The sequence below is a fragment of the Mesorhizobium sp. M9A.F.Ca.ET.002.03.1.2 genome (assembly GCF_003952365.1).
Lineage (GTDB): Bacteria > Pseudomonadota > Alphaproteobacteria > Rhizobiales > Rhizobiaceae > Mesorhizobium.
In genome coordinates this window covers 3,865,286-3,889,354 of sequence record NZ_CP034443.1, presented here as the reverse complement: position 1 = coordinate 3,889,354, position 24,069 = coordinate 3,865,286, and the positions used below count along the sequence as shown (strand labels likewise).

16 protein-coding genes are annotated in these 24,069 nt (G+C 63.1%); 6 read left to right on the top strand and 10 right to left on the bottom strand.

Annotated features, from left to right (window positions below):
- Positions 1-82: 82 nt before the first annotated feature.
- Entirely contained in the window at positions 83-1,111 is a 1,029-nt protein-coding gene (locus EJ066_RS18610; RefSeq protein ID WP_126040433.1) for an endonuclease/exonuclease/phosphatase family protein, read from the top strand.
- Positions 1,112-1,116: 5 nt separating this feature from the next.
- On the opposite strand, the gene EJ066_RS18605 is transcribed toward EJ066_RS18610, so the two are convergent.
- Together EJ066_RS18605 and EJ066_RS18600 are read right to left on the bottom strand one after the other, a co-directional pair.
- A complete protein-coding gene (locus EJ066_RS18605; protein ID WP_126040431.1) occupies positions 1,117-1,722 on the bottom strand; it encodes a DUF922 domain-containing protein in 606 nt (201 codons plus the stop codon).
- Positions 1,723-1,884: 162 nt separating this feature from the next.
- Complete coding sequence (locus tag EJ066_RS18600; RefSeq protein ID WP_126040428.1) at positions 1,885-3,564, bottom strand: electron transfer flavoprotein-ubiquinone oxidoreductase; 1,680 nt, start codon at positions 3,562-3,564, stop codon at positions 1,885-1,887.
- 248 nt (positions 3,565-3,812) lie between these two features.
- Between EJ066_RS18600 and EJ066_RS18595 the strand changes: the two genes are divergently transcribed.
- From EJ066_RS18595 to EJ066_RS18585, 3 genes are all read left to right on the top strand, one after another.
- Positions 3,813-4,457, top strand: coding sequence for a hypothetical protein (locus EJ066_RS18595; protein WP_126040426.1), 645 nt, complete (start codon positions 3,813-3,815; stop codon positions 4,455-4,457).
- 37 nt (positions 4,458-4,494) lie between these two features.
- On the top strand, positions 4,495-5,379 hold the full coding sequence (locus EJ066_RS18590; protein ID WP_126040424.1) for a uracil-DNA glycosylase: 885 nt from the start codon (positions 4,495-4,497) through the stop codon (positions 5,377-5,379).
- 104 nt (positions 5,380-5,483) lie between these two features.
- Positions 5,484-6,299 (top strand): helix-turn-helix transcriptional regulator, encoded by an 816-nt coding sequence (locus EJ066_RS18585; RefSeq protein ID WP_126040422.1) that lies wholly within the window; start codon positions 5,484-5,486, stop codon positions 6,297-6,299.
- 111 nt (positions 6,300-6,410) lie between these two features.
- On the opposite strand, the gene EJ066_RS18580 is transcribed toward EJ066_RS18585, so the two are convergent.
- Positions 6,411-7,313: a DMT family transporter gene (locus tag EJ066_RS18580; RefSeq protein ID WP_126043957.1), complete on the bottom strand. Its 903-nt coding sequence runs from the start codon at positions 7,311-7,313 to the stop codon at positions 6,411-6,413.
- 163 nt (positions 7,314-7,476) lie between these two features.
- Positions 7,477-9,783 carry a xanthine dehydrogenase family protein molybdopterin-binding subunit gene (locus EJ066_RS18575; RefSeq protein ID WP_126040420.1) on the bottom strand — a complete coding sequence of 769 codons (2,307 nt, stop codon included), beginning with the start codon at positions 9,781-9,783 and terminating at the stop codon, positions 7,477-7,479.
- Between the two features lie 155 nt (positions 9,784-9,938).
- On the opposite strand from EJ066_RS18575, the gene pepN reads away from it, so the two are divergent.
- Complete coding sequence (pepN, locus tag EJ066_RS18570) at positions 9,939-12,584, top strand: aminopeptidase N (protein WP_126040418.1); 2,646 nt, start codon at positions 9,939-9,941, stop codon at positions 12,582-12,584.
- Positions 12,585-12,660: 76 nt separating this feature from the next.
- On the opposite strand, the gene EJ066_RS18565 is transcribed toward pepN, so the two are convergent.
- Positions 12,661-13,782 (bottom strand): acyltransferase family protein, encoded by a 1,122-nt coding sequence (locus tag EJ066_RS18565; protein WP_126040416.1) that lies wholly within the window; start codon positions 13,780-13,782, stop codon positions 12,661-12,663.
- Positions 13,783-14,380: 598 nt separating this feature from the next.
- Between EJ066_RS18565 and EJ066_RS18560 the strand changes: the two genes are divergently transcribed.
- Entirely contained in the window at positions 14,381-16,708 is a 2,328-nt protein-coding gene (locus EJ066_RS18560; RefSeq protein WP_126040414.1) for a PAS domain-containing sensor histidine kinase, read from the top strand.
- A gap of 44 nt (positions 16,709-16,752) precedes the next feature.
- Here the strand turns inward: EJ066_RS18560 and EJ066_RS18555 are convergent, their stop codons facing one another.
- From EJ066_RS18555 to EJ066_RS18535, 5 genes are all read right to left on the bottom strand, one after another.
- On the bottom strand, positions 16,753-16,983 hold the full coding sequence (locus EJ066_RS18555) for a hypothetical protein (RefSeq protein ID WP_126040412.1): 231 nt from the start codon (positions 16,981-16,983) through the stop codon (positions 16,753-16,755).
- Positions 16,980-19,946 (bottom strand): bifunctional [glutamine synthetase] adenylyltransferase/[glutamine synthetase]-adenylyl-L-tyrosine phosphorylase, encoded by a 2,967-nt coding sequence (locus tag EJ066_RS18550; RefSeq protein WP_126040410.1) that lies wholly within the window; start codon positions 19,944-19,946, stop codon positions 16,980-16,982. Before EJ066_RS18550 ends, EJ066_RS18555 begins: the two co-directional genes overlap by 4 nt.
- On the bottom strand, positions 19,946-21,421 hold the full coding sequence (locus EJ066_RS18545) for an ATP-binding protein (RefSeq protein WP_126040408.1): 1,476 nt from the start codon (positions 21,419-21,421) through the stop codon (positions 19,946-19,948). The genes EJ066_RS18550 and EJ066_RS18545 overlap by 1 nt, the downstream gene beginning before the upstream one ends.
- A gap of 1 nt (position 21,422) precedes the next feature.
- Positions 21,423-22,097 (bottom strand): response regulator transcription factor, encoded by a 675-nt coding sequence (locus tag EJ066_RS18540; RefSeq protein ID WP_126040407.1) that lies wholly within the window; start codon positions 22,095-22,097, stop codon positions 21,423-21,425.
- Positions 22,098-22,481: 384 nt separating this feature from the next.
- On the bottom strand, positions 22,482-24,020 hold the full coding sequence (locus tag EJ066_RS18535) for a Do family serine endopeptidase (protein ID WP_126040404.1): 1,539 nt from the start codon (positions 24,018-24,020) through the stop codon (positions 22,482-22,484).
- Positions 24,021-24,069 lie beyond the last annotated feature (49 nt).

Genomic DNA, 24,069 nt, shown 5'->3' with positions numbered 1-24,069 from the left:
TTCGTCGATCCGAGTGCGGCAAGAGCGCGGCAGGGCATTTCGTCATCTTGATGGGCCGCATTTCTGCCGATAGGCAAAGCAGATGGCACGCATTCGAAACATGATGGCTTCGGTGGCATTCGTCGCAATGCTTGTCTTCTCGGTCCCGCTGGTGGCCGGGTTTTTCGGAACGCTGCATCCGGCCTTCGATTCCTTCGCCCATTTCCGCGTTCACCTTGCCGTGCTGATGGCGCTTTGCGCGCTGCCGCTGCTCGCGACCTCGTTTCGCTTGCAGGCGGCCACAGCGCTGCTCTTTGCCGTAGCTGCCTTCGCCACCACGTCGAACGCCCTGCCGGTAAACCGCCTGTGGCCGGTCCAGGCAGCCTACCCCGGTGACCAGAAGATCTACCGCCTGCTGCAAATGAACCTGCGGTTTGACAATCCGACGCCTGAAAAGGTGCTGTCGCTGATCGGCCGGACCCAGCCTGACGTGATCACCCTCGACGAGGTGTCCGACATGTGGGAGGCGAAGCTTGGCCTTCTCGCCGGCGCCTATCCCTACCGGATCCTCTGCCCCTACCCCAATGGCGTGTTCGGTGTTGCGCTGCTGTCCAGACGGCCGTTCGCCGCCAGCACGCAACCGCGCTGCGATGGCCGCGGTGCGATGGCCATCGCGACCGTCGATTTCGGCCGATCCAGTGCCGACGTCGCCGCCATCCATCTCACTTGGCCATGGCCGCGCAACCAGTCACGGCAGATCGGCGGATTGTCGCGGGAACTCGCCTCGCTCGGCGAGACAGCGATCATGGCAGGCGACTGCAATGCAGTACCCTGGAGCGCCGCTGTCCGGCGCGTCGCGTATCTTGGCAAGCTAACCGTGGAGCCTTCGCCGGGGCCGACCTGGCTCTACGACAAGCTGCCGGATTTCCTGCGCTTCACCGGACTGCCGATCGACCAGGTTTTCAGCAAGGGGGCGGTTCTCGTCCATTCCGTGTCGAGGCTGGAAGACACAGGCTCCGACCATCTTCCGGTGATGGTGGAATTCTCGCTCATGCCGGAAGAGAAAAAGCCGGTCGACGAACGTGAAACCGCGACCGCATCCGTGACACGGAACGGCAACACTCGAAGCTGAGCGGCCTATTGCTTACGCGACAGGGCATCGACCAGATGCTCGACATGGCCGCCGTCGCGATGCTCGCGCGCGTCGAAGGCGTTCTGTTTCGCCTCGTATTCGGCATAGACGGCCTTGATCCGGCGCCTCGCCTCGCGGTGCGTCTTGCTGCAAAACCAGTTGTCGGCGAACTCCAGCCCCGTGACCGATTTCTCGGTGGCCCGCATCATTGTCCTGGCGATGCGGCCGTGGGTGTGCTCGTGGGTGCGAACGCCCGCGAAAAACCGCTTCCAGCGCTTCTGAAGCGCCGGCGTCGCGGCTGAGGCCATACGGGGTAAGGTGTAGGTGAGATCGAGTGTCCCATTGGCTTGCCACAGGCGGCAGACACCGCGGTCCAGGCTGATATCAAGGTCCCAATTTGCGGTATAGGCGGTCAGCGCGATGGCGTGCGTCATGAAGCCGTGCCTCTTCGGGCCGTTGCGGTCCATGGCCTCGATCAGGGCGGCGCCCGTGGTTCCTGATATGTTGTAGGTCCGCGTCTTGATCAGCACTTTCGTGTCAGCCGATGCCGAGGATGCGAAGCCGCACAAGGCGCCAATCGCCGCAAGGCACGTCAGAACCGCCAGGCGCATGGTCATCTCTCCGGATCAGAGGGAAAGGGAACCACAACCGCCGCGCCGCTTCAACTTTTTTTAGACGCCGCGAATGTAGCGGGCCTTCGCCGGCTTCTCATTTTGGTCGACGGTCGAGATGGCCGGCGCGGCGGTTCTGGCAGACTACCATGTCTTGGCAGACTACATGTTCTGATAAACTGGGCCTTCGCCACCTTGCGGCGGCACCCAGGTGATGTTTCGGTTCGGGTCCTTGATGTCGCAAGTCTTGCAGTGGACGCAGTTCTGCGCGTTGATGACGAAGCGCACATTCTTCGCCGCGGGATCGGCGGCGGCGTTGCCATCCTTGTCGACCCATTCGTAGACGCCGGCCGGGCAGTAGCGTGTCGAGGGCCCGGCATAGACATCGTGTTCGGAACGCTGCTGCAGGTCCATGTCCGCGACCAGCAGGTGGACAGGCTCGTTTTCCTCGTGGTTGGTGTTCGACAGAAACACCGAGGACAGGCGGTCGAAGGTGAGCACGCCATCCGGTTTCGGATAGGCGATCTTCTTGTGCTTGGCGGCAGGGTCCAGCGTCGCATAATCGGCCTTGCCGTGCTTCAGCGTGCCGAATGGCGAGAAGCCGAACAACGTGTTCAGCCACATGTCGAGGCCGCCAATGCCGACGCCGACAACGGTGCCGAAGCGCGACCACAGCGGCTTGACGTTGCGCACCTTCTTCAAATCCTTGCCGATGTCGGTCGCACGCCATGCGGCCTCGTAAGAAGCCAGTTCGTCATTGGCGCGGCCGGCGCCGATCGCCTCGGCGACATGCTCGGCTGCCAGCATTCCGGAAAGCACGGCATTGTGCGAGCCCTTGATGCGCGGCACGTTGACGAAGCCGGCAGCACAGCCCATCAGCGCGCCACCGGGGAAGGACAGTTTCGGCACCGACTGCCAGCCACCCTCTGTGATGGCACGGGCGCCATAACCCAGCCGCTTGGCGCCTTCGAACGTGCCTTTGATCGCCGGGTGGGTCTTGAAGCGCTGGAACTCGTCGAACGGCGACAGATAGGGGTTCTTGTAGTTGAGGTGGACGACGAAGCCGACCGCCACCTGGTTGTCCTCCAGATGGTAAAGGAAGGAGCCGCCGCCGGTCTTCATGTCGAGCGGCCAGCCGAAGGAATGCTGGACCAGGCCTGGCTTGTGGTTTTTCGGCTTGACCTGCCAGAGCTCCTTGAGGCCGATGCCGTATTTGCCGGGCTCGCGGCCGTCGGAAAGATTGTATTTGGCGATCAGTTGCTTGGCCAGCGAGCCGCGCGCGCCCTCGCCGATCAGCACATATTTGCCCATCAGCGCCATGCCCGGCGCGAAGCCCGGGCCGTGCGTGCCGTCCTTCTCGACGCCCATATCGCCGGTGACAACGCCGGTAACCGCGCCAGCCTCGTTGTAGAGCAGGTCGGCCGCGGCAAAGCCCGGATAGATCTCGACGCCCAGCGCCTCGGCCTTGGTCGCCAGCCAGCGGCAGACATTGCCGAGCGAGACGATGTAGTTGCCGTGATTGTTCATCAGCGGCGGCATCAGGATGTTGGGCAGACGGAAGGAACCTGCGGGGCCGAGGACCAGAAAATGGTCCGCCGTGACCGGCGTCTTGAAGGGATGACCCTCTTCGTCACGCCAGCCCGGCAACAGCCGGTCGATGCCGATCGGATCGACGACGGCGCCGGACAGGATGTGGGCGCCGACTTCGCCGCCCTTTTCCAGGACGACGACGGAAAGCTCGGGATTGACCTGCTTGAGACGGATCGCGGCGGCGAGGCCGGCTGGACCGGCGCCGACGATGACCACGTCAAATTCCATGCTTTCGCGTTCGATATCGCTCATCAACCCCTCACTGGCTGCCGCATTTACGCATCTTGCTGGCTTATCCGCTGCATAGCGCATCAATTCGCGACGCGAAACCGGCGCTGACGTGACAATGCCGATTTCGTCAAAAAGTCGCGCATCGTACTACAAGATTGCGTTTTGGAGTCCGCCGGAACATCGATCCAGGCCGGGTCCATTCCAAGGAGAGCCGCCGGCCTCACGTTTTTAATTGTTCGACGGCTTGCTTATCGGCCATACTTCGAGCCATGCGCATATACGGGCCAACCGGCTTTTCATCGACGCGCTTTTTTTCCTCGCCCGGACGGATTTGCCGGGCGCTCCTTTTGGCCTTTTCGCCGCTGGCGCCGGTTGACGCCAGTGCCGATCCACAAAAAGTCTGGGCGGCCGGGGCGTATTCCTTTTCCGATGAGCTCGGCGGCTTCCGCATCACGGGCGCTTCGGGCATCGGAACCAAGGAAAACCCGCTTGTCATCACCGAAGAACTAAATTCGGCGACGCCGGTGACGCTGACCATCCGCACGACAAAGCCGATCCAGCCCTTCGGCAAGGCAGGGGAATTCGCCAACGGCCTCATGTATATGCGCATCGACGTGCTCAACAACAGCGGCCAGGCCTGGGTCGAATTCCAGTTCGAGCTCCAGGAGGTGCTCGACCAGCCGAGCGTGTTCGGCGACGGCCTGTCGTTCGATCAGCGCAACAAGAAGCCTGATAATATCTGGTCGAGCAGCTTTGCCGATTTTGACCGCGATTTCGAACCGTATGACCAGCTGCTGTTCAGGAACGGCAAGATCGACCCGCTGAAGACGGCGAACTTCGTTTTCCTGATCACCGACTACACGCCGCGCTGGACGTTTTATCTGGTTCAGGATCCGCGGATTCCTACGGGGTGAACTTGCAAATTCCTGACGCGCGGCCGAGTGTGAATGCATGACTGCCGTTTCCCGAGACAACCGACCTGATATCGCCGAGCTGCTGGCCTTCTATGCCAGCGCGGGCGTCGACGAGGGGCTCGAAGACGAGCCGGTGAACAGGTTTGCCGAGGTTGCGTCAAAACCGCCTGAGCAGGCGCCAGCGACAGCTACGCCGCCGACGGGTGGAAGCGCCGCACTGCCACGCTCGACAAGCGTGTCACGCGCCGAGATGAGCGAGAGGCCGGTTGCGGTACCGGCGCGCGCGCAGCCTGCCACCGCGACGGTGCCCGACGAGGCCCAAGCGGCATTGGCGCGCCAACTGGCGACGACGGCGACGACCCTGGACGAGCTTCGCCAGCACATGGCGGCATTCGACGGCTGCAACCTCAAATTCACCGCCAAGAACCTGGTGTTCGCCGACGGCAATCCGAATGCCGCTGTCATGCTGGTCGGCGAGGCGCCCGGCCGCGACGAGGACCTCGAGGGATTGCCGTTCGTCGGCCGCTCCGGCCGGCTGCTCGACCGGATACTGGCCGCGATCGGCCTCGACCGGACATCGGCCTACATCGCCAATGTCATCCCCTGGCGACCGCCGGGCAACCGCACACCGACACCGCACGAGACCGAGATCTGCCGGCCGTTCATCGAACGACAGATCGAGCTGGTCAATCCGAAGGTGCTGGTCAACCTGGGTGGCCCCTCGGCAAAGACCCTGCTCAACACCACCGAAGGGATCCTGCGGCTACGCGGCAATTGGCGCGTCCACACGACCGCCTCCGGCGTTGCCATTCCCGCCATGCCGACCCTGCACCCGGCCTATCTCTTGAGAACCCCCGCGCACAAGAAGCTGGCGTGGCGGGATTTCCTCGAAGTGAAGACGAAGTTGCGGGCGCTGGGTTGAGGGCGCGGACGCGGTCGCCCTTCTCCCCCTTGTCGGAGAAGGAAAGTGCCGCATGACTTCGCAGGTAATTGAAATGCTCCCCTGGCCGGCCTAGTCATGCGCCCATGACGACAGCCCAAACCTCCGCCGGCAGCCTTATTCGCGAATGGCGTACACGCCGACGAATGTCCCAGCTCGATCTCGCCATGGAAGCCGAAATCTCACAGCGGCATCTGAGCTTCGTGGAGAGCGGGCGCGCTGCACCGTCGCGCGAGATGGTGCTGCATCTGGCCGAGCAGCTCTCGATCCCGCTGAGGCAGCGCAACCAGCTCCTGCTGGCCGCGGGCTTTGCGCCTAACTTCAGCGAGCGTCCGCTCACCGATGCCTCGCTGGCTCCGGCGATGGCCGCCGTCGAGATCGTGCTCAAGGGGCACGAGCCCTTCCCGGCGCTCGCCGTCGACCGGCACTGGAATCTGGTTGCGCCGAACGCCGCCATCGGCCCGTTCCTGGCCAACGTCGCCGAGCCCTCCTTGCTGAAGCCCCCGGTCAACGTGCTGCGACTCAGCCTGCACCCAGGTGGCGTCGCGCCGCGCATCGTCAACCTCGCCGAATGGCGCGCGCATCTTCTTGACCGGCTGAAACACCAGAACGACGCCTCGGGCGACCCGGTTCTGGTCGAACTGGAACGCGAGCTTCGGGCCTACCCGTCCGGCCTGAAAGGCGGACGGCCAGTGCTGGTCGAGCCGAACGCGATCGTGCACCCGCTGCGGCTTGCTCATGGCGATGCCGTGCTGTCGTTCATCAGCACCATCACCGTGTTCGGCACCCCGCTCGACGTGACGCTGTCGGAACTGGCGATCGAATCCTTTTTCCCCGCCGATGAGCAGACAAGGACTGTGCTGGTCCGATTGGCGAAGGAGCGGGCGGCAAAGGCCCCGTGATCGGAAAGCTCTTATTGCGAACGCTCTGACCCGGCCCTTCGCTATCGCACCGGGCGTTCGTCGTCGGGAAGGCCAAGCAATTGGCTTTCCGTCCGCTGCGCGGACTTCTCCTCACCCTTGCGGCGGGGCCGCCTGGCGGGTGCGGGCACGTTCCAGCCCGAGCTGGCGCTCGCGCCAGATGATGAAGATGCCGGCGGCGACGACGATCAAGCCGCCGATGAGCATATGAACCGTCGGGACGTCGCCGAAGGCGAGGTAGCCGACGACGATGCCGAGCAGCATCGACGTGTATTCGAACGGCGCCACGACCGAGGCCTCGGCATGGCGATAGGCTGCCGTCATCAGAATCTGGGCGAGCCCGCCGCAAAACCCGGCCGCGACCAGAAGACCCGCCTGCACCGGCGTCAGCGCCTGCCAGCCAAACGGCAGCGAAAACAGCGCCAAGACGCTCGCCGTCACCGAAAACCACAGCACGATGGTCGCCGTCGGCTCGCTCTGGACGAGATTGCGCACCAGCAGCATGGCGACGGCCGAGATCGCTGCCGCGACCAGCGCGGCGATGACGCCGAGCACCTCCTGATCGCCGAGCGCCGCGTCCGAGCTCAGCAGCGTCAGTTCCGGCCATGAGATGATCAGCACGCCGACCAGTCCGACCGCAACCGCGCTCCAGCGATAGACGCGGATGACTTCGCCGAGGAAGATCGAACTGAACACCACCACCAGCAGCGGCTGTGCGTAATTCAGCGTGATCGCTTCGGGCAGCGGCAGCCGTGTCAGCGCGAAGAAGCCGAGGCCCATGGCGCAGACGCCGACGACGCCGCGCGCAATGTGGCTGAGCGGCCGCTTGGTCGAAAACGCGGTGCCAAGCTTTCCCTGGAAGGCGAGGAACACGATGACCGGAAAGATGGCGAAGAAGGAACGGAAGAAGACGATCTGGCCCGCCGGCACCGTTCCCGCCGCCTTGATGCAGGACGACATGCCGACAAAGACCGCCACCGACACGATCTTGAGCATGATGCCGGTGAGCGTATTGTGCCCGCCGCGATGGTCTGCTGTTGTCACTTCGAGCCTGATCCATCCCGACAGAATCGAGACAGGGTTCTAACCGCTTGTTTGACCAATATCTTTTTTGAAAACCGGATTCCACTTTTCGCTGACGCGGACCGTCGGTTCGGGATCATGGTCTCGCGGCTTCCTGGATCGCTGCCCAGATGCGTGCCGGCGTCGCCGGCATGTCGATGTGTTTGATGCCGTAGGCGCGATAGAGCGCATCGGTCACCGCATTGAGCGCGGCCGGCGTCGCCCCGATCGTGCCGGCCTCACCGGCGCCCTTGATGCCCAGAGCATTGGTGGTCGATGGCACGTTGCGGGTCTCGAAATGGAAGAACGGGAAATCGTCGGCGCGCGGCATGGCATAGTCCATGAAGCTCGCTGTCAGGAGCTGCCCGTCCTCGCCATAGACCGTGTTTTCGGTCAGCGCCTGGCCGATGCCCTGGACGACGCCGCCATGCACCTGGCCGGCCAGCAGGATCGGATTCACCGTGACGCCGAAATCGTCGACAATCGTGTAGCGGACGATCTCCGTCGTGCCGGTGTCGGGATCGATCTCGACCTCGCAGATGTGGGTGCCGTTCGGATAGGTGCATTCGTCCTGCACGAACTCGCCAAAGCCTTTGAGATCGTCCGGGTCCTTGGCGGCCTTGGCGATGCTGGAAAAATCGATGGTGCGGTCGGTGCCGACGATGCGGGCAACGCCGTTGGACAATTCGATGTCGCCGGCCGAGGCTTCCAGTTCATCCGCGGCGATGCGCTTGATCTTGTTGGCCAGATCCTCGCCCGCGCGAGAAGCTGATACACCGCCAAGGGGAATGGAGCGCGAGCCGCCGGTGCCGCCGCCGGCCTTCAGGTCGTCGGTGTCGCCCTGGCGGACATGGATCTTGTCGATGTCGAGATGAAGCTTTTCCGAAAGGAACTGCGCATAGGCGGTCGCGTGTCCCTGCCCGTTGGTCTGAGTGCCGATCTTCAGCGTCACCGTGCCGTCGCCGTTCAATTCGACAAAGGCCGGTTCAGAGCCCGGAAAGGCACAGGCCTCGATATAGGTCGCCATGCCGATGCCGCGGATCTTTCCTTCAGCCTTCGACCGCGCCAGCCGCTCCGGGAACGCGGTCCATTCCGCCTGTTCGATGGCGCGGTCCATATGGCCTGCGAATTCGCCGGTGTCGTACAGGCGGCCGGTCTGCGTGCGATAGGGAAACTGGTTTGGTCGAATGAAATTGCGCCGGCGGATCTCTTCGACGGGAAGGCCCAGATCGTGGGCGCAGGCATCGACGAGCTTTTCCAGCAGGAATGCCGCTTCCGGCCGGCCGGCGCCGCGATAGGCGTCGACCGGGCAGGTGTTGGTGTAGAGGCCGGTCACCGAAACGTCGAGCGCCTGGATGTCGTAGACGCCGGTCGACATGGTGACGCCGATATAGGGGATGAACGGGCCATATTGCGAGACATAGGCGCCGATATTGGCGAGAAGATCGACCTTCATGCCGAGGAAGCGGCCGTCCTTATCCATCGCCATTTCTGCCGTTACGACATTGTCGCGGCCTTGCGCATCGGTGAGGAAATGCTCGGTGCGGTCGCCGGCCCATTTGACTGGACGGCCTAGGCGCCTGGCGGCCTCGAGCACCAGCGGATGCTCGCGATAGACGAAGCTTTTCGGCCCGAAGCCGCCGCCGACATCCGGCGTGATGATGCGCAACTGGTCCTTCTTGATCTTGAAGACGTCAGCGAGGATCGACTGCATGGAATGCACGCCCTGCGATCCCGTCGTCAGCACGAAGCGGTTCTCTTGCGTGTTCCACTCGCCGATCGCCGAGCGCGGCTCCATGTAGTTGCAGATCAGTCGGTTGTTGATGAATTCGATGCGGGTGACATGCGCAGAGCTGGCGAATGCCGCCGTCGTCTTCGCCTTGTCGCCGATGTGGTAGCTGAAGGCGCGGTTAGAGCCGAGTTCCGGCCAGACCAGCGGCGTGCCTTCGTCAAGCGCCGTGGCGGTGCCGGACGCGGCATCCTCGCCATCGTAATCGACCTCGATCAGCTCGGCCGCGTCCTGTGCCAGGGCGCGGCTGTCGGCGACGACGAATGCGACGGCATCGCCGACATAATTGACCCGGTCGCGGCAAAGGACCGGAATGTCACGGGTCGGCGCCTTGGTGCCGTCGGGCTGCCTCTGCATGACGCCGGATTTCAGATCGCCGAGATGAGCAAGGTCCGCACCGGTCAGTACCAGATGGACGCCGGGTGCTGCCTTGGCCGCCTCGGTCGAACCGACGGTGAAGCTTGCCTTGGCCACCGGCGAGCGCAGGACATAGCCGTGCAGGATGCCGGCCGGCTGGATGTCGTCCGTATAGCGACCGAGACCCTTGATGAAGGCCTGATCCTCGCGACGCAACACAGAGGCACCCATGCCGAATTTCGGTGTGACGATGGTCATGGATACCTCGCGATGATGATGGGGAACGAGTGCCTGAAATAGGCATTGCGCCAGTTTTGTCGAGTGACGGTTTCGTGTAAAGAGCGCGGGCTTCGAATTTTTTTGGACCAGCGGACCCATCTGCCGCTGCGGGAATCGACAGGAAACCCCACGGAATGCGCACTGACACCGGCCAGGTCTTCAAGCTCGAAGACTATCGCCCCAACGACTATCTCATTCCGGAAACCAGCCTGACTTTCCGCCTGTCGCCAGAAGCCACACGCGTCACCGCCGTGCTGACGGTCGAACGCCGCGACGGCATGGCGGCGTCTGTGCCGCTGGTGCTGGACGGCGATGGCCTGACGCTCAACCGCATCGCAATCGACGGCCAGACACTCGCGCCGGCGGATTTTTTTGCCACGCCCGATCAGCTGACGATCACCGCGCCACCCGCGGCAACCCGCTTCCAGCTCCTGATCGAAACCGAGCTGGCGCCGGCACGAAACGAAGCCCTGATGGGCCTCTATCGCTCCAGCAACGTCTATTGCACGCAATGCGAGGCCGAGGGCTTTCGGCGGATCACCTATTTTCTCGACCGCCCCGATATCCTGTCGGTCTATACGGTGCGCATCGAGGCGCGGCACAACGAGGCGCCACTGCTTCTTTCCAACGGCAACCCGGCGGGCAGCGGCGAACTTGCCGACGGCTGGCACTATGCAGTCTGGCACGACCCCTTCCCCAAGCCGTCCTATCTGTTCGCCCTGGTGGCGGGCACTCTCGGCAAAGTCGACGACAGCTTCGTCACGCTATCCGGCCGCAAGGTCGAGCTCGGCATCTATGTCGAGCCGGGCAAGGAAATGCTCGCCGGTTACGCCATGGATGCCCTGAAACGGTCGATGAAATGGGACGAGGAGGCGTTCGGCCGCGAATACGACCTCGACGTCTTCAACATCGTCGCCGTGTCCGATTTCAACATGGGCGCGATGGAGAACAAGGGTCTCAACATCTTCAACGACAAATATGTCCTGGCCGACCAGGAGACTGCGACGGACGCCGATTTCGCCAATATCGAGGCGATCATCGCACATGAGTATTTCCACAATTGGACTGGCAACAGAATCACTTGCCGCGACTGGTTCCAGCTTTGCCTGAAGGAAGGGCTGACGGTTTTCCGCGATCACGAATTCTCCGCCGACCAGCGGTCGCGAGCGGTGAAACGCATTGCCGAAGTGCGCACATTGCGGGCGCATCAGTTTCCCGAGGACCAGGGACCGCTGGCGCATCCGGTGCGGCCGCGCCGCTACCGCGAGATCAATAACTTCTACACGGCGACGGTTTACGAAAAGGGCTCGGAAGTGGTGCGCATGATTCGCACCATTCTCGGCGCCAAGGCGTTCCGCGCCGGCATGGACCTCTATTTCGAGCGCCATGACGGCGAGGCTGCGACGATCGAGGATTTCATCAAGGTGTTCGAGGATGTGTCCGGCCGCGACCTGTCACAATTTTCGCTCTGGTACCATCAGGCGGGCACGCCCAATCTGACGATCAGTTCGACGCACAATGCGGCAGCGCAGGAATTCACGCTTGAGATCGAGCAGTCGGTGCCGCCGACGCCGTCCGAAAGCCGCAAGCGGCTGATGCACATTCCGCTCGCCTTCGGCCTGGTCGGCACCGACGGCAAAGCGATAGCCTATAGCGGCGTCGAGGGCGCCAGCGTCGAGGACGGCGTCATCCATATTCGCAAGCGCCGGCACATGGTGCGCTTTTCGGGCGTCACTGAGCGCCCGGCGATATCGCTCAACCGCGGTTTCTCGGCGCCGGTGACGCTTTCGGTCGAGCAGAAGGCCGATGATCAGTTCTTCCTTGCCGGCCATGACAGCGACGCCTTCGCGCGCTGGCAGGCGTTCAACACGCTTTTGACCGACGCGCTGATATCAGCCTTCCGTCAGGTCCTTGGCGGCAAGCAGCCTGGTTTCGCATCACGGCTGACAGACCTTGCCGGCAAGATAGCCGGCGACGAGACACTCGAACCGGCCTATCGGGCGCTGGCCCTGGCGCTTCCGAGCGAAGCCGATATCGCCCGTGACATCGGCAAGAACATCGACCCCGATGCGATTTTTTCGGGCCGTGAGGCGCTGGCGGCCGCGATCGCCGAGGCCAACCGGGAGATATTCCTCCGCCTCTACGATCGCCTCGGCGATAATGGTCCGTTCAGTCCGGACGCGGCGAGCGCAGGGCGCAGGGCGCTGCGCAACACCTTGCTCGACTATCTCTCGCTGCTGCCGGGAGGTGCCGCGCTTGCGGCCCGGCATTTCCAGTCGGCGACCAACATGACGGACCGCGCCGCCGCGCTAACCGTGCTTGCGCTCCGCCACAGCGGTTCGCCCGAGACGGTCAAGGCGCTGGCCGACTTCGAAGCGAAATATGCCGCAGACCCGCTGGTGATGGACAAATGGTTCCAAATCCAGGCCAGCGTGCCCGGCCTGCAAACTGTCGATGCGGTGCGCGCCCTGACCGGCCACCCGGCCTTCTCAATGGCCAACCCGAACCGGGTGCGCTCGCTTGTCGGCACGTTTTCCAGCGCCAACCAGACCGGCTTCCATCGCGCCGACGGCGTAGGCTACCGGTTTTTCGTCGAGACGGTCCTGCAGGTCGAAAAGCGTAACCCGCAGGTGGCTGCCAGGCTGGCGACGGCTCTCAGATCATGGCGCTCGCTCGAACCCATCCGTCAGGCCAAGGCAAGGGAAGCGCTGCTGTCGATTGCCAATGCCGAGAACCTGTCGGCCGATTTGCGCGATATCGTCGAGCGCACTCTGGCGTGAGTTTTGTTCCAGGCGCTGTTGTATCGACGGGCAAGGTGGGCCGGAACGTCACAGGCTCGAAATTCGGGCGCCGCTTTCAATTCGGTGCGGCAGGCAATTTTGCTTCCAACGGCGCTGCATCTGGCGCCATCCGCAAGGCGCCCTCATCTGCGCGCGGTGAAGATTCCCTGTGTTCAATGCGCGCCCAACGCGGCCGCTCGAAAAGGAACGTTCCGAAGCCCATGCGCTTGACGATGGCGTAGAGAATCGCCGGACTGACCGTCGAGACGATCAGAACCGCAAGGCTCAGTGCGCCAGTGTCAGTCAGAATGCCGCTTGCCAAAGCCGCGGCGCGGAAGATGGACATAGGAATTGTGAAAGCGACGTAGACAGCCAGCGAATGTTCTCCGAGCCAACGCAGCCAGTCCATGAACGCAAACTTCGAAAGAAACCCGCCAAGCACGCACAGTGCCAGTGCGCCCGTGATGCCCAAGGCAAGATGCAGCGGAGGCCATGCGGCGAGACCCATATGGGTGATGGTCGGCTCGACAGAGAAACCTGGAGAAAAAACGAGGAGACCATTCGCGATCGCCCATGCGAGCAGACCAGCGATGGACAGGGCGGTATGGCCTTGTGTCCATTCGACAAGCCGGAACACCAACGGTGCCGCCACAAAGCCCGTATGAAAGAACACGAAATAGGCGGCGAACTGGGTAATTGCATAGCTGTTCGACTGCGGAGCCCACATCTGCAGCAGGGCCGCGAGCGGGATGGTAATCCCGTAGGGCACTCGAAATTGCCACAGCAGTTTCGCGACAAGGCCGAACACCGCCAGCATGTAGATGAACCACAGCACGCCATATGGCTCGATCACCGACCACGCCAAATCGTGCAGCATTGCCTGCGCATCCCGGCCATAGATGCCTATCTTCAAGCCGATCATGATGAGAGCCCACAACGCGTAGAAATAGAGATAGTGGACGACGCGCCGGTCGAGATAGCGCCGCCATGGCCGGCCGATTACCTGCGACAGGAAAAGCCCGGAAATCAGGAAGAATTCCGGCATGCGAAAGGGAGTCGCGAAGCCGATGACATAATGAAGGAACCCGACGCCACCAGTGTATTCGCCGGTGTTGTAGGCCGAATACATCATGACCACGAGGATTATCGAGAGACCTTTCGCCGTGTCGACCCACGGCATGCGCTTCAGGTTGTTCATGCGTGACTCGATTGACGCCAGGGAATCTGCACTCGACGACCTCAGCAGATCCGACCTGTTTGTCGTTCTACCAGGAGAGCGTCATCGTTGGCGGACTTAATGGTATTATGCTTCCAATATCGTAAACGTGTATTCCTTGCGGCCGACTGGAGCCGGATGAATTGGGCATCCTGCCCTATCTATTTGTTTTAGCCGTATTTCTGCGACGCTCGAACCAGGCCGCCAGGCCAAGCGCTGCTTTCGATCGCCGGCATTGAACCTTTCGGACGATCCGCGGAAACATTTGTCGATCCCACACTGGCCCGGGCGCCCTTTTCCCTTGTGGAGGTGTGGGAGGAGCTGGATTGGCGTGGCGCCAAGACGGTTGAGGGGTACCGGACGGAGCGCCGTCGCTGCCAAGGTGGAACGCTCCAAAGGAAGGAAAGAGAGAAGGGAGAACATGCGTGACGGATCGGAAAATCCCGTTATTTCAATCAATTTTTAATCTTTTTTCGCCGCGCCTCTAGACAAGGCGAATCACCTTTGATTCTTTACTGACGATTCGGAAGTGCGGTGTCGCCGGATCATCAAGCAGATTTGAAATCGGGGAGAGCCATTTATGGCGAAGGCGGACGCGTGGGGCGCGCCCGGAGGGACGGCTTTTGAGCGGCGTGAGGCGAGAAGCGACGGTCTCGCCGGCAACACGCGGCTGATCGCCGAACCCGCCTACCGACGGCTCCTGGCAGCCGAGCCGCTGTTGCGCCGATCGATACCGGCCCTCATCATCATTTTCCTGCTCGTCATCGCGGCGCTGCGGTTCCTGGCGCTGATGAACGAGCGCGACGACGTGGAACGCGACGCCAAGGCTATCCTCTCGCTCGCGGCGGGCCAGCTGGCCAGCTCGATTGCCGCCGACGCGAACATGGCCTCAACGCCTGGCGCGACGCAGGACCTTTTGGAGGGTATCAGCCGTCAGGGCGGCATGGGCCGAAGCCACGTGCTTGCGGTCACCGACAGCGCGTTCAAGATCGTTGCCGTGACACCGCAATCGACACGTTGGGAGGGACGATCGCTCGACGCCATCGCCCAGGGCGGTCAACCGCTGTTCATGTTCGGCGACCGCGCCGGCGTCATGGAGGTCAGCATCGGCGGACAGGACTGGTATGCGGCGGTGAGCCTGACAAATGGCAGGACCGGTGCTGCCGCAGCACTCGTCCCGCGGGAAGCTGTCTTCGACACGTGGCGCAAGACCGTTTCGCTCAACGTCACGCTGTTCGTGCTGACAGCCGGCGTGCTGATCATCATCCTTTATGCCTATTTCGGCCAGGCGGCGCGCGCCCAGGCCGCCGACCGCATTTATCTCGAAGCGCACCAGCGCATCGACATGGCGCTGGTGCGCGGCCGCTGCGGCCTGTGGGACTGGGACATGGTGCGCGGCAAGATGTACTGGTCACGCTCGATGTACGACATGCTGGGCTATGAGCCCTGCGACACGATGCTGTCGTTCGGCGAGGTCGACGAGATCATCCATCCCGAGGACGGCGACCTGTTCCAGCTCGCCAACAGGATCGTCGCACGCGAGATCGATCACATCGACCAGGTGTTCCGGATGCGCCATGCCGACGGGCAATGGGTGTGGATGCGCGCAAGGGCGCAGGTGATCGACCCGGAAGCACCGGAGATCCAGCTGATCGGCATCGCTGTCGACGTCACCGAGCAGCGGCATCTGGCGCTGCGTTCCGAGGCCGCGGACCTGCGCCTCAGGACCGCCATTGAGAACATCAACGAATCCTTCGTGCTCTGGGATTCCGCCCAGCGTCTGATCATGTGCAATTCCAAGTACCAGCAGGACAACGGCCTGCTGGATCGCGACGTGATGCCTGGTGCCTCGCGCGCCGTTCTGGAAGAACGCATGCTTGCCTTCGCCTCGGAGCGCCGGCTTGCCAACACCAACGGGCAGCATGGCGGCGTGACCTTCGAGCGGCAGCTTGCCGATGGCCGCTGGCTGCAGGTGAACGAGTTGCGGACCAGGGACGGCGGCACCGTCTCGGTGGGCTCCGATATCACCCAGATCAAGCTGCACCAGGAGAAGCTGGTCGACAGCGAGCGCCGGCTGATGGCGACGATCCACGACCTCAGCCTTGCCCGCCGGGCGGAGGAAGAACGATCGCGCGAACTGGTCGAGCTCAACCGCAAATACATGAAGGAAACCGAGCGCGCCGAGGCCGCGAACCGGGCCAAATCCGAGTTCCTGGCCAACATGTCGCATGAATTGCGCACTCCGCTCAACGCGATCATCGGCTTCTCGGAGCTGATGGAACAGGCTCTGTTCGGGCCTTTGGGTTCGCCGCGCTACGAGGAATATGCCACCGACATCAATGGCAGCGGCAAGTATCTTCTGGGCGTCATCAACGACATCCTCGATATGTCGAAGATCGAGGCCGGCCAGTTCTCGATGGACCAGGAAGAAATCGATCTCTGCCCGCTGATCAGGGAGACAGTGCGCGTGATCTCGCTGCAGGCAGCGGAAAAGTCGATCGCCGTCGAAACCCGCATCCCCGATTCGCTGACGCTTTTCGCCGACCGCCGGGCGATCAAGCAGATCGTCATCAACCTTCTGTCGAATGCGGTGAAATTCACCGGCCAGGGCGGCCGCATTGCGGTAAGGGCCCGCAATACATCCAGCGCTCTCATCCTGACGATCGAAGACAATGGCTGCGGCATCCCGAAGGAGGCGCTGAGCAAGCTCGGGCGGCCGTTCGAACAGGTGCAGAACCAGTTTTCCAAGAGCCATACCGGTTCCGGCCTTGGCCTTGCCATCTCACGCTCGTTGGCCGAGCTTCAGGGCGGCGCCTTGAAAATCCGCTCCACCGAGGGTGTCGGCACGATCGTGTCGGTGCGCATTCCTATCAAGAAGCCGACGCAGCCGGTCAGGGCCGCCGCCTGAAGAATGATCAGCATTTGCTCCAGCGACTCACGCCGACGCGAGCTTTATTGCATGCTGTCGTCGCCACCCCACCGATGGCCAAAACCACGACCCTTCTTCGGCAGTTCACTCTTCTCGATCCTGCCGTCATTGTTGCGATCAAGCATGGCAAAGACCTTCCTCTGACGGCTGGTGATATCGTCGCTCGTCAGCGTGCCGTCTTTCTCATGGTCTTCTCTTGTTGCGTCGTCACCCCCGATGCGGTCTGAAACACCCGTTTGGCATTGCGCCCTCATGGCCGTTCCGCACGAAGCAAAAGGTCGAAATCCTTCCTGACCCTTTGTGACGTCTCCTTGAGGTGCGCTTCCAGCACACCGAAATCCGGCAGGTCGGTGACCGCCAGAAGCAGATCCGAAAGCCCGGGCGGCACGTCGCTCCGCTCGAATACGCCGGTGAGGCAGAGCCTGATCATCTGGGTCAGCGCCAGATAGAGTGCATAGGCGTCGCAAAGCTCCCGCCTGACCTGTGTGTCGGCGAAATCCGGCGACAGCCGCAACAGGATCTCCGCTGTCCCGGTGACCCGGCGGCCGGCTTCGACCTTTCCCGTGATCACCGCCACCTGCGCGATGAATTCGAGATCGATGAGACCGCCCGGGATCAGCTTGATGTCCCAGAGATCGCGCGGTGGCTTCTCCTTCTCGATCATCGTGCGCATCTCGGACGCCTCCGCCATCACCTTGGCGCTGCCGCGCGGCAGGGCAAGCACCGCCGCCACCTCAGTTTCGACCTTGGTGCACAACGCTTGATCGCCGCCGATCGCGCGAGCCCTGGACAGCGCCATGTGCTCCCATGTCCAGGCGTCCTGGCGCTGATACTTCTTGAAGGCGTCGATATGGGTGGCCACCGGCCCCTTGTTGCCGGACGGCCGCAGGCGAAGGTCGAGCTCGTAGAGAACGCCTTCGGCCGTCGGCGCGGACACGGCTGATATCAGCCGCTGCGTCATCCGGCTGTAGTAGTGGGATGGAGCGAGCGGCTTGCCACCGTGGGATTCTTCGGCATCGGTGTCGTGATCATAGAGCAGGATGAGGTCGACGTCGGAGCCGGCCGTCAATTCGCGGCTGCCGAGCTTGCCCATGCCAAGCAGCGCAACCTTGCCGCCGGCGATGCGGCCATGGCGCGCCGAGAACTCGGCGATGACCGCCTGCAGCGCCGCATCGATGGTCAGATCGGCCAGATCGGAAAAGGCACGGCCGGCGCGGGCCGGATCGATCGAGCCGGCAAGCAGCCTGACGCCGATCAGGAATTTTTGCTCGGATGCAAAGATGCGCAAGCGGTCGAGCACGTCCTCATAGGCCCTGTCGCCTTCAAGGAAGGCGGCAAGACGCGCCGACAGATAGGCGCGGTCGGGAAGTTCGGTCAAAAGGGCCGGATCGAGCAGACCATCGAACACGTGCGGCCGGCGCGTGATGATGGCGGCCAGCCGGGGGGCCGCGCCCATGATCGTCGCCAGCAGCTTCAGCAGAGCTGGATTGGACTGGAGCAGCGAGAACAGCTGGATGCCGGCGGGCAGGCCGGCGAGGAACTCGTCGAAGCGTATCAGTGCCTCGTCCGCCCGGCGCGTCTGGCCGAAGGATTGCAGCAATGCCGGCGTCAGTTCGGTCAACCGCTCGCGCGCTTCTGCCGACCGGGTGACGCGATAACGGCCGAAATGCCAGCCGCGGATGACGCGGCAGATGTCGCTCGCTCGCTGGAAGCCGAGTCCCCGCAAGGTCTGCAACGTATCGGGATCATCGACATCGCCGGTAAAGACCAGATTGCCGATGCCCGCCGAAAGCTCGGGCGCGGTTTCGAAAAGCGCCGCGTAATGGCGTTCGACCTGATGGAGCGCGGCGCGGAACGCCTCGGCAAAGCTCGCCGCATCGGCAAAACCCAGCATACGGGCAATGCGTTCGAGCCCTTCATCATCTTCCGGCAGTACATGGATCTGCTCGTCGGCGACCATCTGGACGGCATGCTCGACGCGGCGCAGGAACCAGTATTGCCGGGCGAGCGCATCGCGCGCTTCGGTCGTGATCCAGCCGCGCGCCGCAAGCTGGTCAAGCACCGGCACGGTCTCGCGGCCGCGCAACTCGGGGAAGCGGCCGCCGGCGATGAGCTGCTGCGTCTGGACGAAAAATTCGATCTCGCGAATGCCGCCGCGGCCGAGCTTGACGTTGTGGCCCTTCACCGCGACCTCGCCATGGCCCTTGTGGGCGTGGATCTGGCGCTTGATCGAATGAACGTCGGCAATCGCTGCGTAGTCCATGTATTTGCGCCAGATATAGGGCTGGAGGTCCTTCAGGAACGCAGCACCGGCCACGAGATCGCCGGCCACCGGACGCGCCTTGATCATGGCGGCGCGCTCCCAGTTCTGGCCGCGCGCCTCGTAGTAGGTGAGTGCGGCCTCGACCGGGATCGCCAGCGGCGTCGAACCGGGATCGGGACGAAGCCTGAGGTCGGTGCGGAAGACATAGCCGTGTTCGGTGCGGTCCTGGAGAATGCGGGCCAGCCGGCGCGTCAGGCGCGAAAACAGCTCCGTCGCATCGAGCGGATCGACGACGGCGGGCGCTTGCGGATCGAAGAAAACGACAAGGTCGATGTCAGAGGAAAAGTTCAGCTCATGCGCGCCAAGCTTGCCCATGCCGAGCAGGATCCAGCCCGACTGGCGCGCCGGATCCTCGGGGTGCGGCAGTTTGAGTTTGCCTTGCCCGTGCGCGTCGCGAAGCAGGAAGTCGACGGCAGCACGGGTGCAGGCGTCGGCAAGATCGCTCAGCCGCCGTACCGTGACGGCGGTCTCAGCCTCGCCTGCAAGATCGGCCAGCGCGATCAGGACATGCGCTTCCGCTTTCCATTGCCGCAGTTCCATCATCAGGATGCTTTCAGAGATGGCTTCCGCCCGCGCGGCCTTGTCGATCGCCGCGCCGATCGCAATCAGCCGGGCCTCGACGGTCTCATCGAAAAGCGCATCGAGGATCCACGGGCGGCGGCGCACCGTGTCGCGCAGGAATGGCGACAGGTCGAATATTGCAGCGAGGAAGTCCTGGACAACGCCCTTGCCGGCCAGAAATTTCGCCAACCGGGTAAGCCCCTCTTCCTGCGCGGCGGAAGCAATCTCCGACAATTCCCGCCGGGCTCGGCTCTGATCCAAAGGAAGGAGCTTTGCCTTCGGCTTCAAGAGCCAGTTGGTTTCGGCCCGTTCCGCAGCCGCCTTGACCGCCATCAGTGATCCCCCGGTTCGGGAAAACTCATGACCACGGACAATCCGGGATCGCCGGGCAGAAGATCAAGCCGCCCGTTATGGAACTTCATGATCGCCTTGGCGAGGCTGAGACCCAGGCCGGAACCCGGCTGCGAGCGGCTTTTTTCCAGCCGCACGAAACGTTCGGTCGCCCTGGCGCGGTCGGCATCGTCGGGAATGCCCTGGCCGTTGTCCGAGACGGAAAGCCTCACTTCCCTGCCAACGCGATCGAGCGCCACGCGCACCGTCGGTTTGGCCGTCGAGTCGGTTGAATATTTGATGGCGTTGTCGACGATGTTCGACAGTGCCTGGCCGATCAACTCGCGATTGCCTTCGACGACGAAGGCATCCTGCACCGAGTTCTCGAGTGTCACGTCAGCCTCCTCCGCTACCGGCTCGTAGAGCTCGACGACATCGCGCACCGACGCAGCCAGATCGACGCGGTTGGTGCTTTCGGAAGAATAGCCCGCCTCCAGCCTGGAAATCATCAGGATGGCGTTGAAGGTCTTTATCAACTGGTCGGATTCGGCGATGGTCCCCTCCAACGCCTGCCGGTAGTCGATGGTCTTGTGCTTGCCGGAAAGCGTCGCCTCGGCACGGTTGCGCAGCCTGGTCAGCGGTGTCTTCAAATCGTGGGCGATGTTGTCGGAGACCTGCTTCAGCCCTTCGTTGAGCGTCGCGATCCTGGCCAGCATGGAGTTGAGGTTTTCGGAGAGCCGGTCGAACTCGTCGCCTGCCCCGGTGACCGGCAGCCGGCCGGAAAGGTCACCGCCCATGATGCGGCGGCTGGCCTCCGACACCGAATCGATGCGCTTCAGCGCCGCGCGTCCGACAAAGAACCAGATCAGAAGCCCGCCAAGGCCCATCATGCCCAGCGCCAGCATCAGGGCGCGGCGGATGACGGCGCGGAACCGTTCCGGCTCGCCGAGGTCGCGACCGACCAGCATGATCATCTGGTTCGGCAGGCGCAGCACCAGTGCAATGGCGTTATGGCCCTTCTCGCCTTCCGCCTGCACTTCGCTCTCGCTGGATTGCATTTCGTTCTGATCGGACGCCGGGTTACGTTGCCGCTCGAGCTCGCCCTCGCCGAAACGCCGGTAGGAGAACGGACGAGTGGTCCAGCCCTCCGCCTCGAGAACGCCCGGCTCCAGGCTTTGCACGTTTCCGGTCAGGATCTGGCCGTTGACGTCGGCGATCAGGTAGAGATTGGCTCCCGGCTGGCGGGAGCGCTGTTCGACCACACGTACCAGCACCGGCAGGCCGCCGCGCTGATAGGCCCGGGCGAGACCGAGCACTTCGTCGTTGATGGTCTCCTGCGTCTGCGCGGTCAGCATGCGCGCCGACAGCGAGGTCATGTACAAGACTAGCAGCACCGCGCAGATGGCGAACAGCAGGAGATAGAGCGCCGAAAGCCGCGCTGCCGTCGTCCTCATGATGGCCGGCACGGAAAGAGCCATGCTACCCGCTCTTGAGCATATAGCCGGCGCCGCGAACCGTGTGCAGGATCGGCTTGTCGAAACCCTTCTCGATCTTGCCGCGCAGCCGCGAGACGTGAACGTCGATGACGTTGGTCTGCGGATCGAAATGGTAGTCCCAGACATTTTCCAGCAGCATGGTGCGCGTCACCACCTGGCCGGCATGGCGCATCAGATATTCGAGCAGGCGGAACTCGCGCGGCTGCAGTGTGATCTCGCGCCCCGCGCGCCGCACCGAATGGGAGAGCCTGTCGAGTTCGAGATCGCCGACCCGGTAGACGGTTTCGGCTTCCCTGGCGCTGGCGCGGCGGTTCAGCACCTCGACTCGGGCCAAGAGCTCGGAGAAGGCATAGGGCTTGGTCAGATAATCGTCGCCACCGGCGCGCAAGCCGGTGACCCGATCGTCGACTTCGCCGAGCGCCGAAAGGATCAGCACCGGCGTCGTGTTGCCCCTGGAGCGCAGACCGGCGATGACCGACAGGCCATCGCGGCGCGGCATCATGCGGTCGACGACCATCACGTCATAATCGCCAGCATCGGCGAGTGCGAAGCCGGTTTCGCCGTCGCCGGCGACATGCGCCGTGTGGCCAGCCTCGGTGAAGGCTTTCTGGAGATAGTCGGCCGCTTCGCGATCGTCTTCTATGACGAGAATCTTCATGGAGCCGTTATACGCGATTTCGCTGGAAGATTGAGTGGCCGGCATATGCTTCGTGGCCTTCACCAGGGCGTATCGCGAACAAAGTGATTCAAGGATACGCAGTAAGTCTTTGTTTTGGAATGTCGTTGCCCCAAAGCCACCGGCACCCTCGGATCAAGCCCGGGGGCAAGCTTTTGGGCGACATGCCTCTTTATTTGAGCATGTCGTTCTCCCAAAACCGCTGCACACTTTTGGGCGACATGCTCTGTCGAGCGGCAGCGGGCGATGGGAGCCCGCTGCCGCAGGAGCGGAACAGGATGACTGACTAACCTGTTCCGGCCCGTGCTTTCCCATGCGGCGGCCCCGGGGGTGTTTGAAACCACCGCACCGGAAAAGTCTGGGACGTCAGCCCTTGGCGACAGGCAGCGCGACGAAGCGGTTGCTGTCGTCGCGGCTGATCTGCATCAGCACCGCCTTGCGGCCGGACTTCACGGCGTCGGCCATGGCCCTGGCGACGTCGTCGGTGCCATTGACCTCAGTCGAATTGACCGAGGTGATGATGTCGCCGGGCTGGATGCCGCGATCGGCGGCATCGCTGTCGGGGTCGACATCGGTTACCACCAGCCCCTTGCCATCGTCGGACCTGGTGACGGTGAGGCCGAGATCAGCCAGCGTATCGGCCGCTGGCGGAACGGAAGGCTGTTGCTCGGCCGAGGCCTGCTTGTCGCTCGAGGGCAGCGTGCCGAGATCGACCTTGACGGTTTCACTCTTGCCATCACGCCAGAGCGTGACGTCGACCGGCTTGCCGGGCTGGTAGGCGCCGATCAGACGGGCGAGTTCCTTCGGCGAAGCGACATCCTTGCCGTCCACCTGGGTGATCACGTCACCAGATGATATGCCGGCCTTCTTGCCGGGGCCATCGTCCTGGGCGCTGGAAACGAGCGCACCCTTGTCGGACTTCAGCCCGAGCGATTCGGCGATTTCAGAGGTGACGGGCTGGATCTCGACGCCAAGCCAGCCGCGCTGGACAGTGCCATTCTTCATCAGATCCTGCACAACCTGCTTTGCCGTCGAGGCAGGAATGTCGAAGGCAATGCCGACGTTGCCGCCGGACGGCGAGAAGATCGCGGTGTTGATGCCGACGACCTGGCCGTTGAGATTGAAGGTCGGGCCGCCCGAACTGCCGCGGTTCACCGACGCATCGATCTGGATGAAATCGTCATAGGGGCCGGCGCCGATATCGCGGCCACGGGCCGAGACGATGCCGGCGGTGACCGTGCCGCCGAGGCCGAACGGATTGCCGACGGCCACGACCCAGTCGCCAACGCGAACCTTGGAATCATCGGCGAAGTCGACATAGGTGAACTTGCCGTCGCCTTCGACCTTGAGCACGGCGAGATCGGTGCGCGGATCGGTGCCGACCAGCTTGGCGTCAAGTTCCTTCCCGTCATGCATCACCACGGTGAATGACGAGCCTTCTCCGACGACGTGGTTGTTGGTGACGATGTAGCCATCCTCGGAAATGAAGAAACCGGATCCTTGCGCCACCGGCCGCGGCTGGCGGTTTTGGTGGTCACGGCGTCCGAAACGCCGCATCCCATCCTGGCGATCCTGATCGCCAAAGCCACGGAACTCCCTGAAGAAGCGCCGCAATTGCGGATCGTCGGGAAGATTACCGAAACCGTCGGGCTGGTCGGAGCCGTCGTCGGCGGTCGATTCGATCTTGGCTTTGACACGGACACTGACGACAGCCGGCGAAACGCGCTCGACCACATCGGCGAAGCTCGGGACCTGCGGCGCCTCGACACGCACGGCCTCCGCCAGGACCGGGACTGTCCCGGTGGCAACCGCGCCGAAGCCGATCGCGCCGGCAACGGCCATTGAAGCGGCGGCAGCCATCAGGCGTTTGCGGGTGCGGGGATATGAATTGGGGGCAATGTTCATGGGTCTCGTATCCTCTTTCAAGAGGGATGCGCTTCGGTCGGCATCCTCG

Coding starts and splice junctions, on each gene's coding strand:
- EJ066_RS18605 (WP_126040431.1), bottom strand. CDS start 1,722: ATGCGCCTGGCGGTTCTGACGTGCCTTGCGGCGATTGGCGCCTTGTGC.
- EJ066_RS18540 (WP_126040407.1), bottom strand. CDS start 22,097: ATGAAGATTCTCGTCATAGAAGACGATCGCGAAGCGGCCGACTATCTC.
- EJ066_RS18535 (WP_126040404.1), bottom strand. CDS start 24,020: ATGAACATTGCCCCCAATTCATATCCCCGCACCCGCAAACGCCTGATG.
- EJ066_RS18545 (WP_126040408.1), bottom strand. CDS start 21,421: ATGGCTCTTTCCGTGCCGGCCATCATGAGGACGACGGCAGCGCGGCTT.
- EJ066_RS18600 (WP_126040428.1), bottom strand. CDS start 3,564: ATGAGCGATATCGAACGCGAAAGCATGGAATTTGACGTGGTCATCGTC.
- EJ066_RS18550 (WP_126040410.1), bottom strand. CDS start 19,946: ATGGCGGTCAAGGCGGCTGCGGAACGGGCCGAAACCAACTGGCTCTTG.
- EJ066_RS18560 (WP_126040414.1), top strand. CDS start 14,381: ATGGCGAAGGCGGACGCGTGGGGCGCGCCCGGAGGGACGGCTTTTGAG.
- EJ066_RS18580 (WP_126043957.1), bottom strand. CDS start 7,313: ATGCTCAAGATCGTGTCGGTGGCGGTCTTTGTCGGCATGTCGTCCTGC.
- pepN (WP_126040418.1), top strand. CDS start 9,939: ATGCGCACTGACACCGGCCAGGTCTTCAAGCTCGAAGACTATCGCCCC.
- EJ066_RS18575 (WP_126040420.1), bottom strand. CDS start 9,783: ATGACCATCGTCACACCGAAATTCGGCATGGGTGCCTCTGTGTTGCGT.
- EJ066_RS18565 (WP_126040416.1), bottom strand. CDS start 13,782: ATGAACAACCTGAAGCGCATGCCGTGGGTCGACACGGCGAAAGGTCTC.
- EJ066_RS18590 (WP_126040424.1), top strand. CDS start 4,495: ATGACTGCCGTTTCCCGAGACAACCGACCTGATATCGCCGAGCTGCTG.
- EJ066_RS18595 (WP_126040426.1), top strand. CDS start 3,813: ATGCGCATATACGGGCCAACCGGCTTTTCATCGACGCGCTTTTTTTCC.
- EJ066_RS18585 (WP_126040422.1), top strand. CDS start 5,484: ATGACGACAGCCCAAACCTCCGCCGGCAGCCTTATTCGCGAATGGCGT.
- EJ066_RS18610 (WP_126040433.1), top strand. CDS start 83: ATGGCACGCATTCGAAACATGATGGCTTCGGTGGCATTCGTCGCAATG.
- EJ066_RS18555 (WP_126040412.1), bottom strand. CDS start 16,983: ATGAGGGCGCAATGCCAAACGGGTGTTTCAGACCGCATCGGGGGTGAC.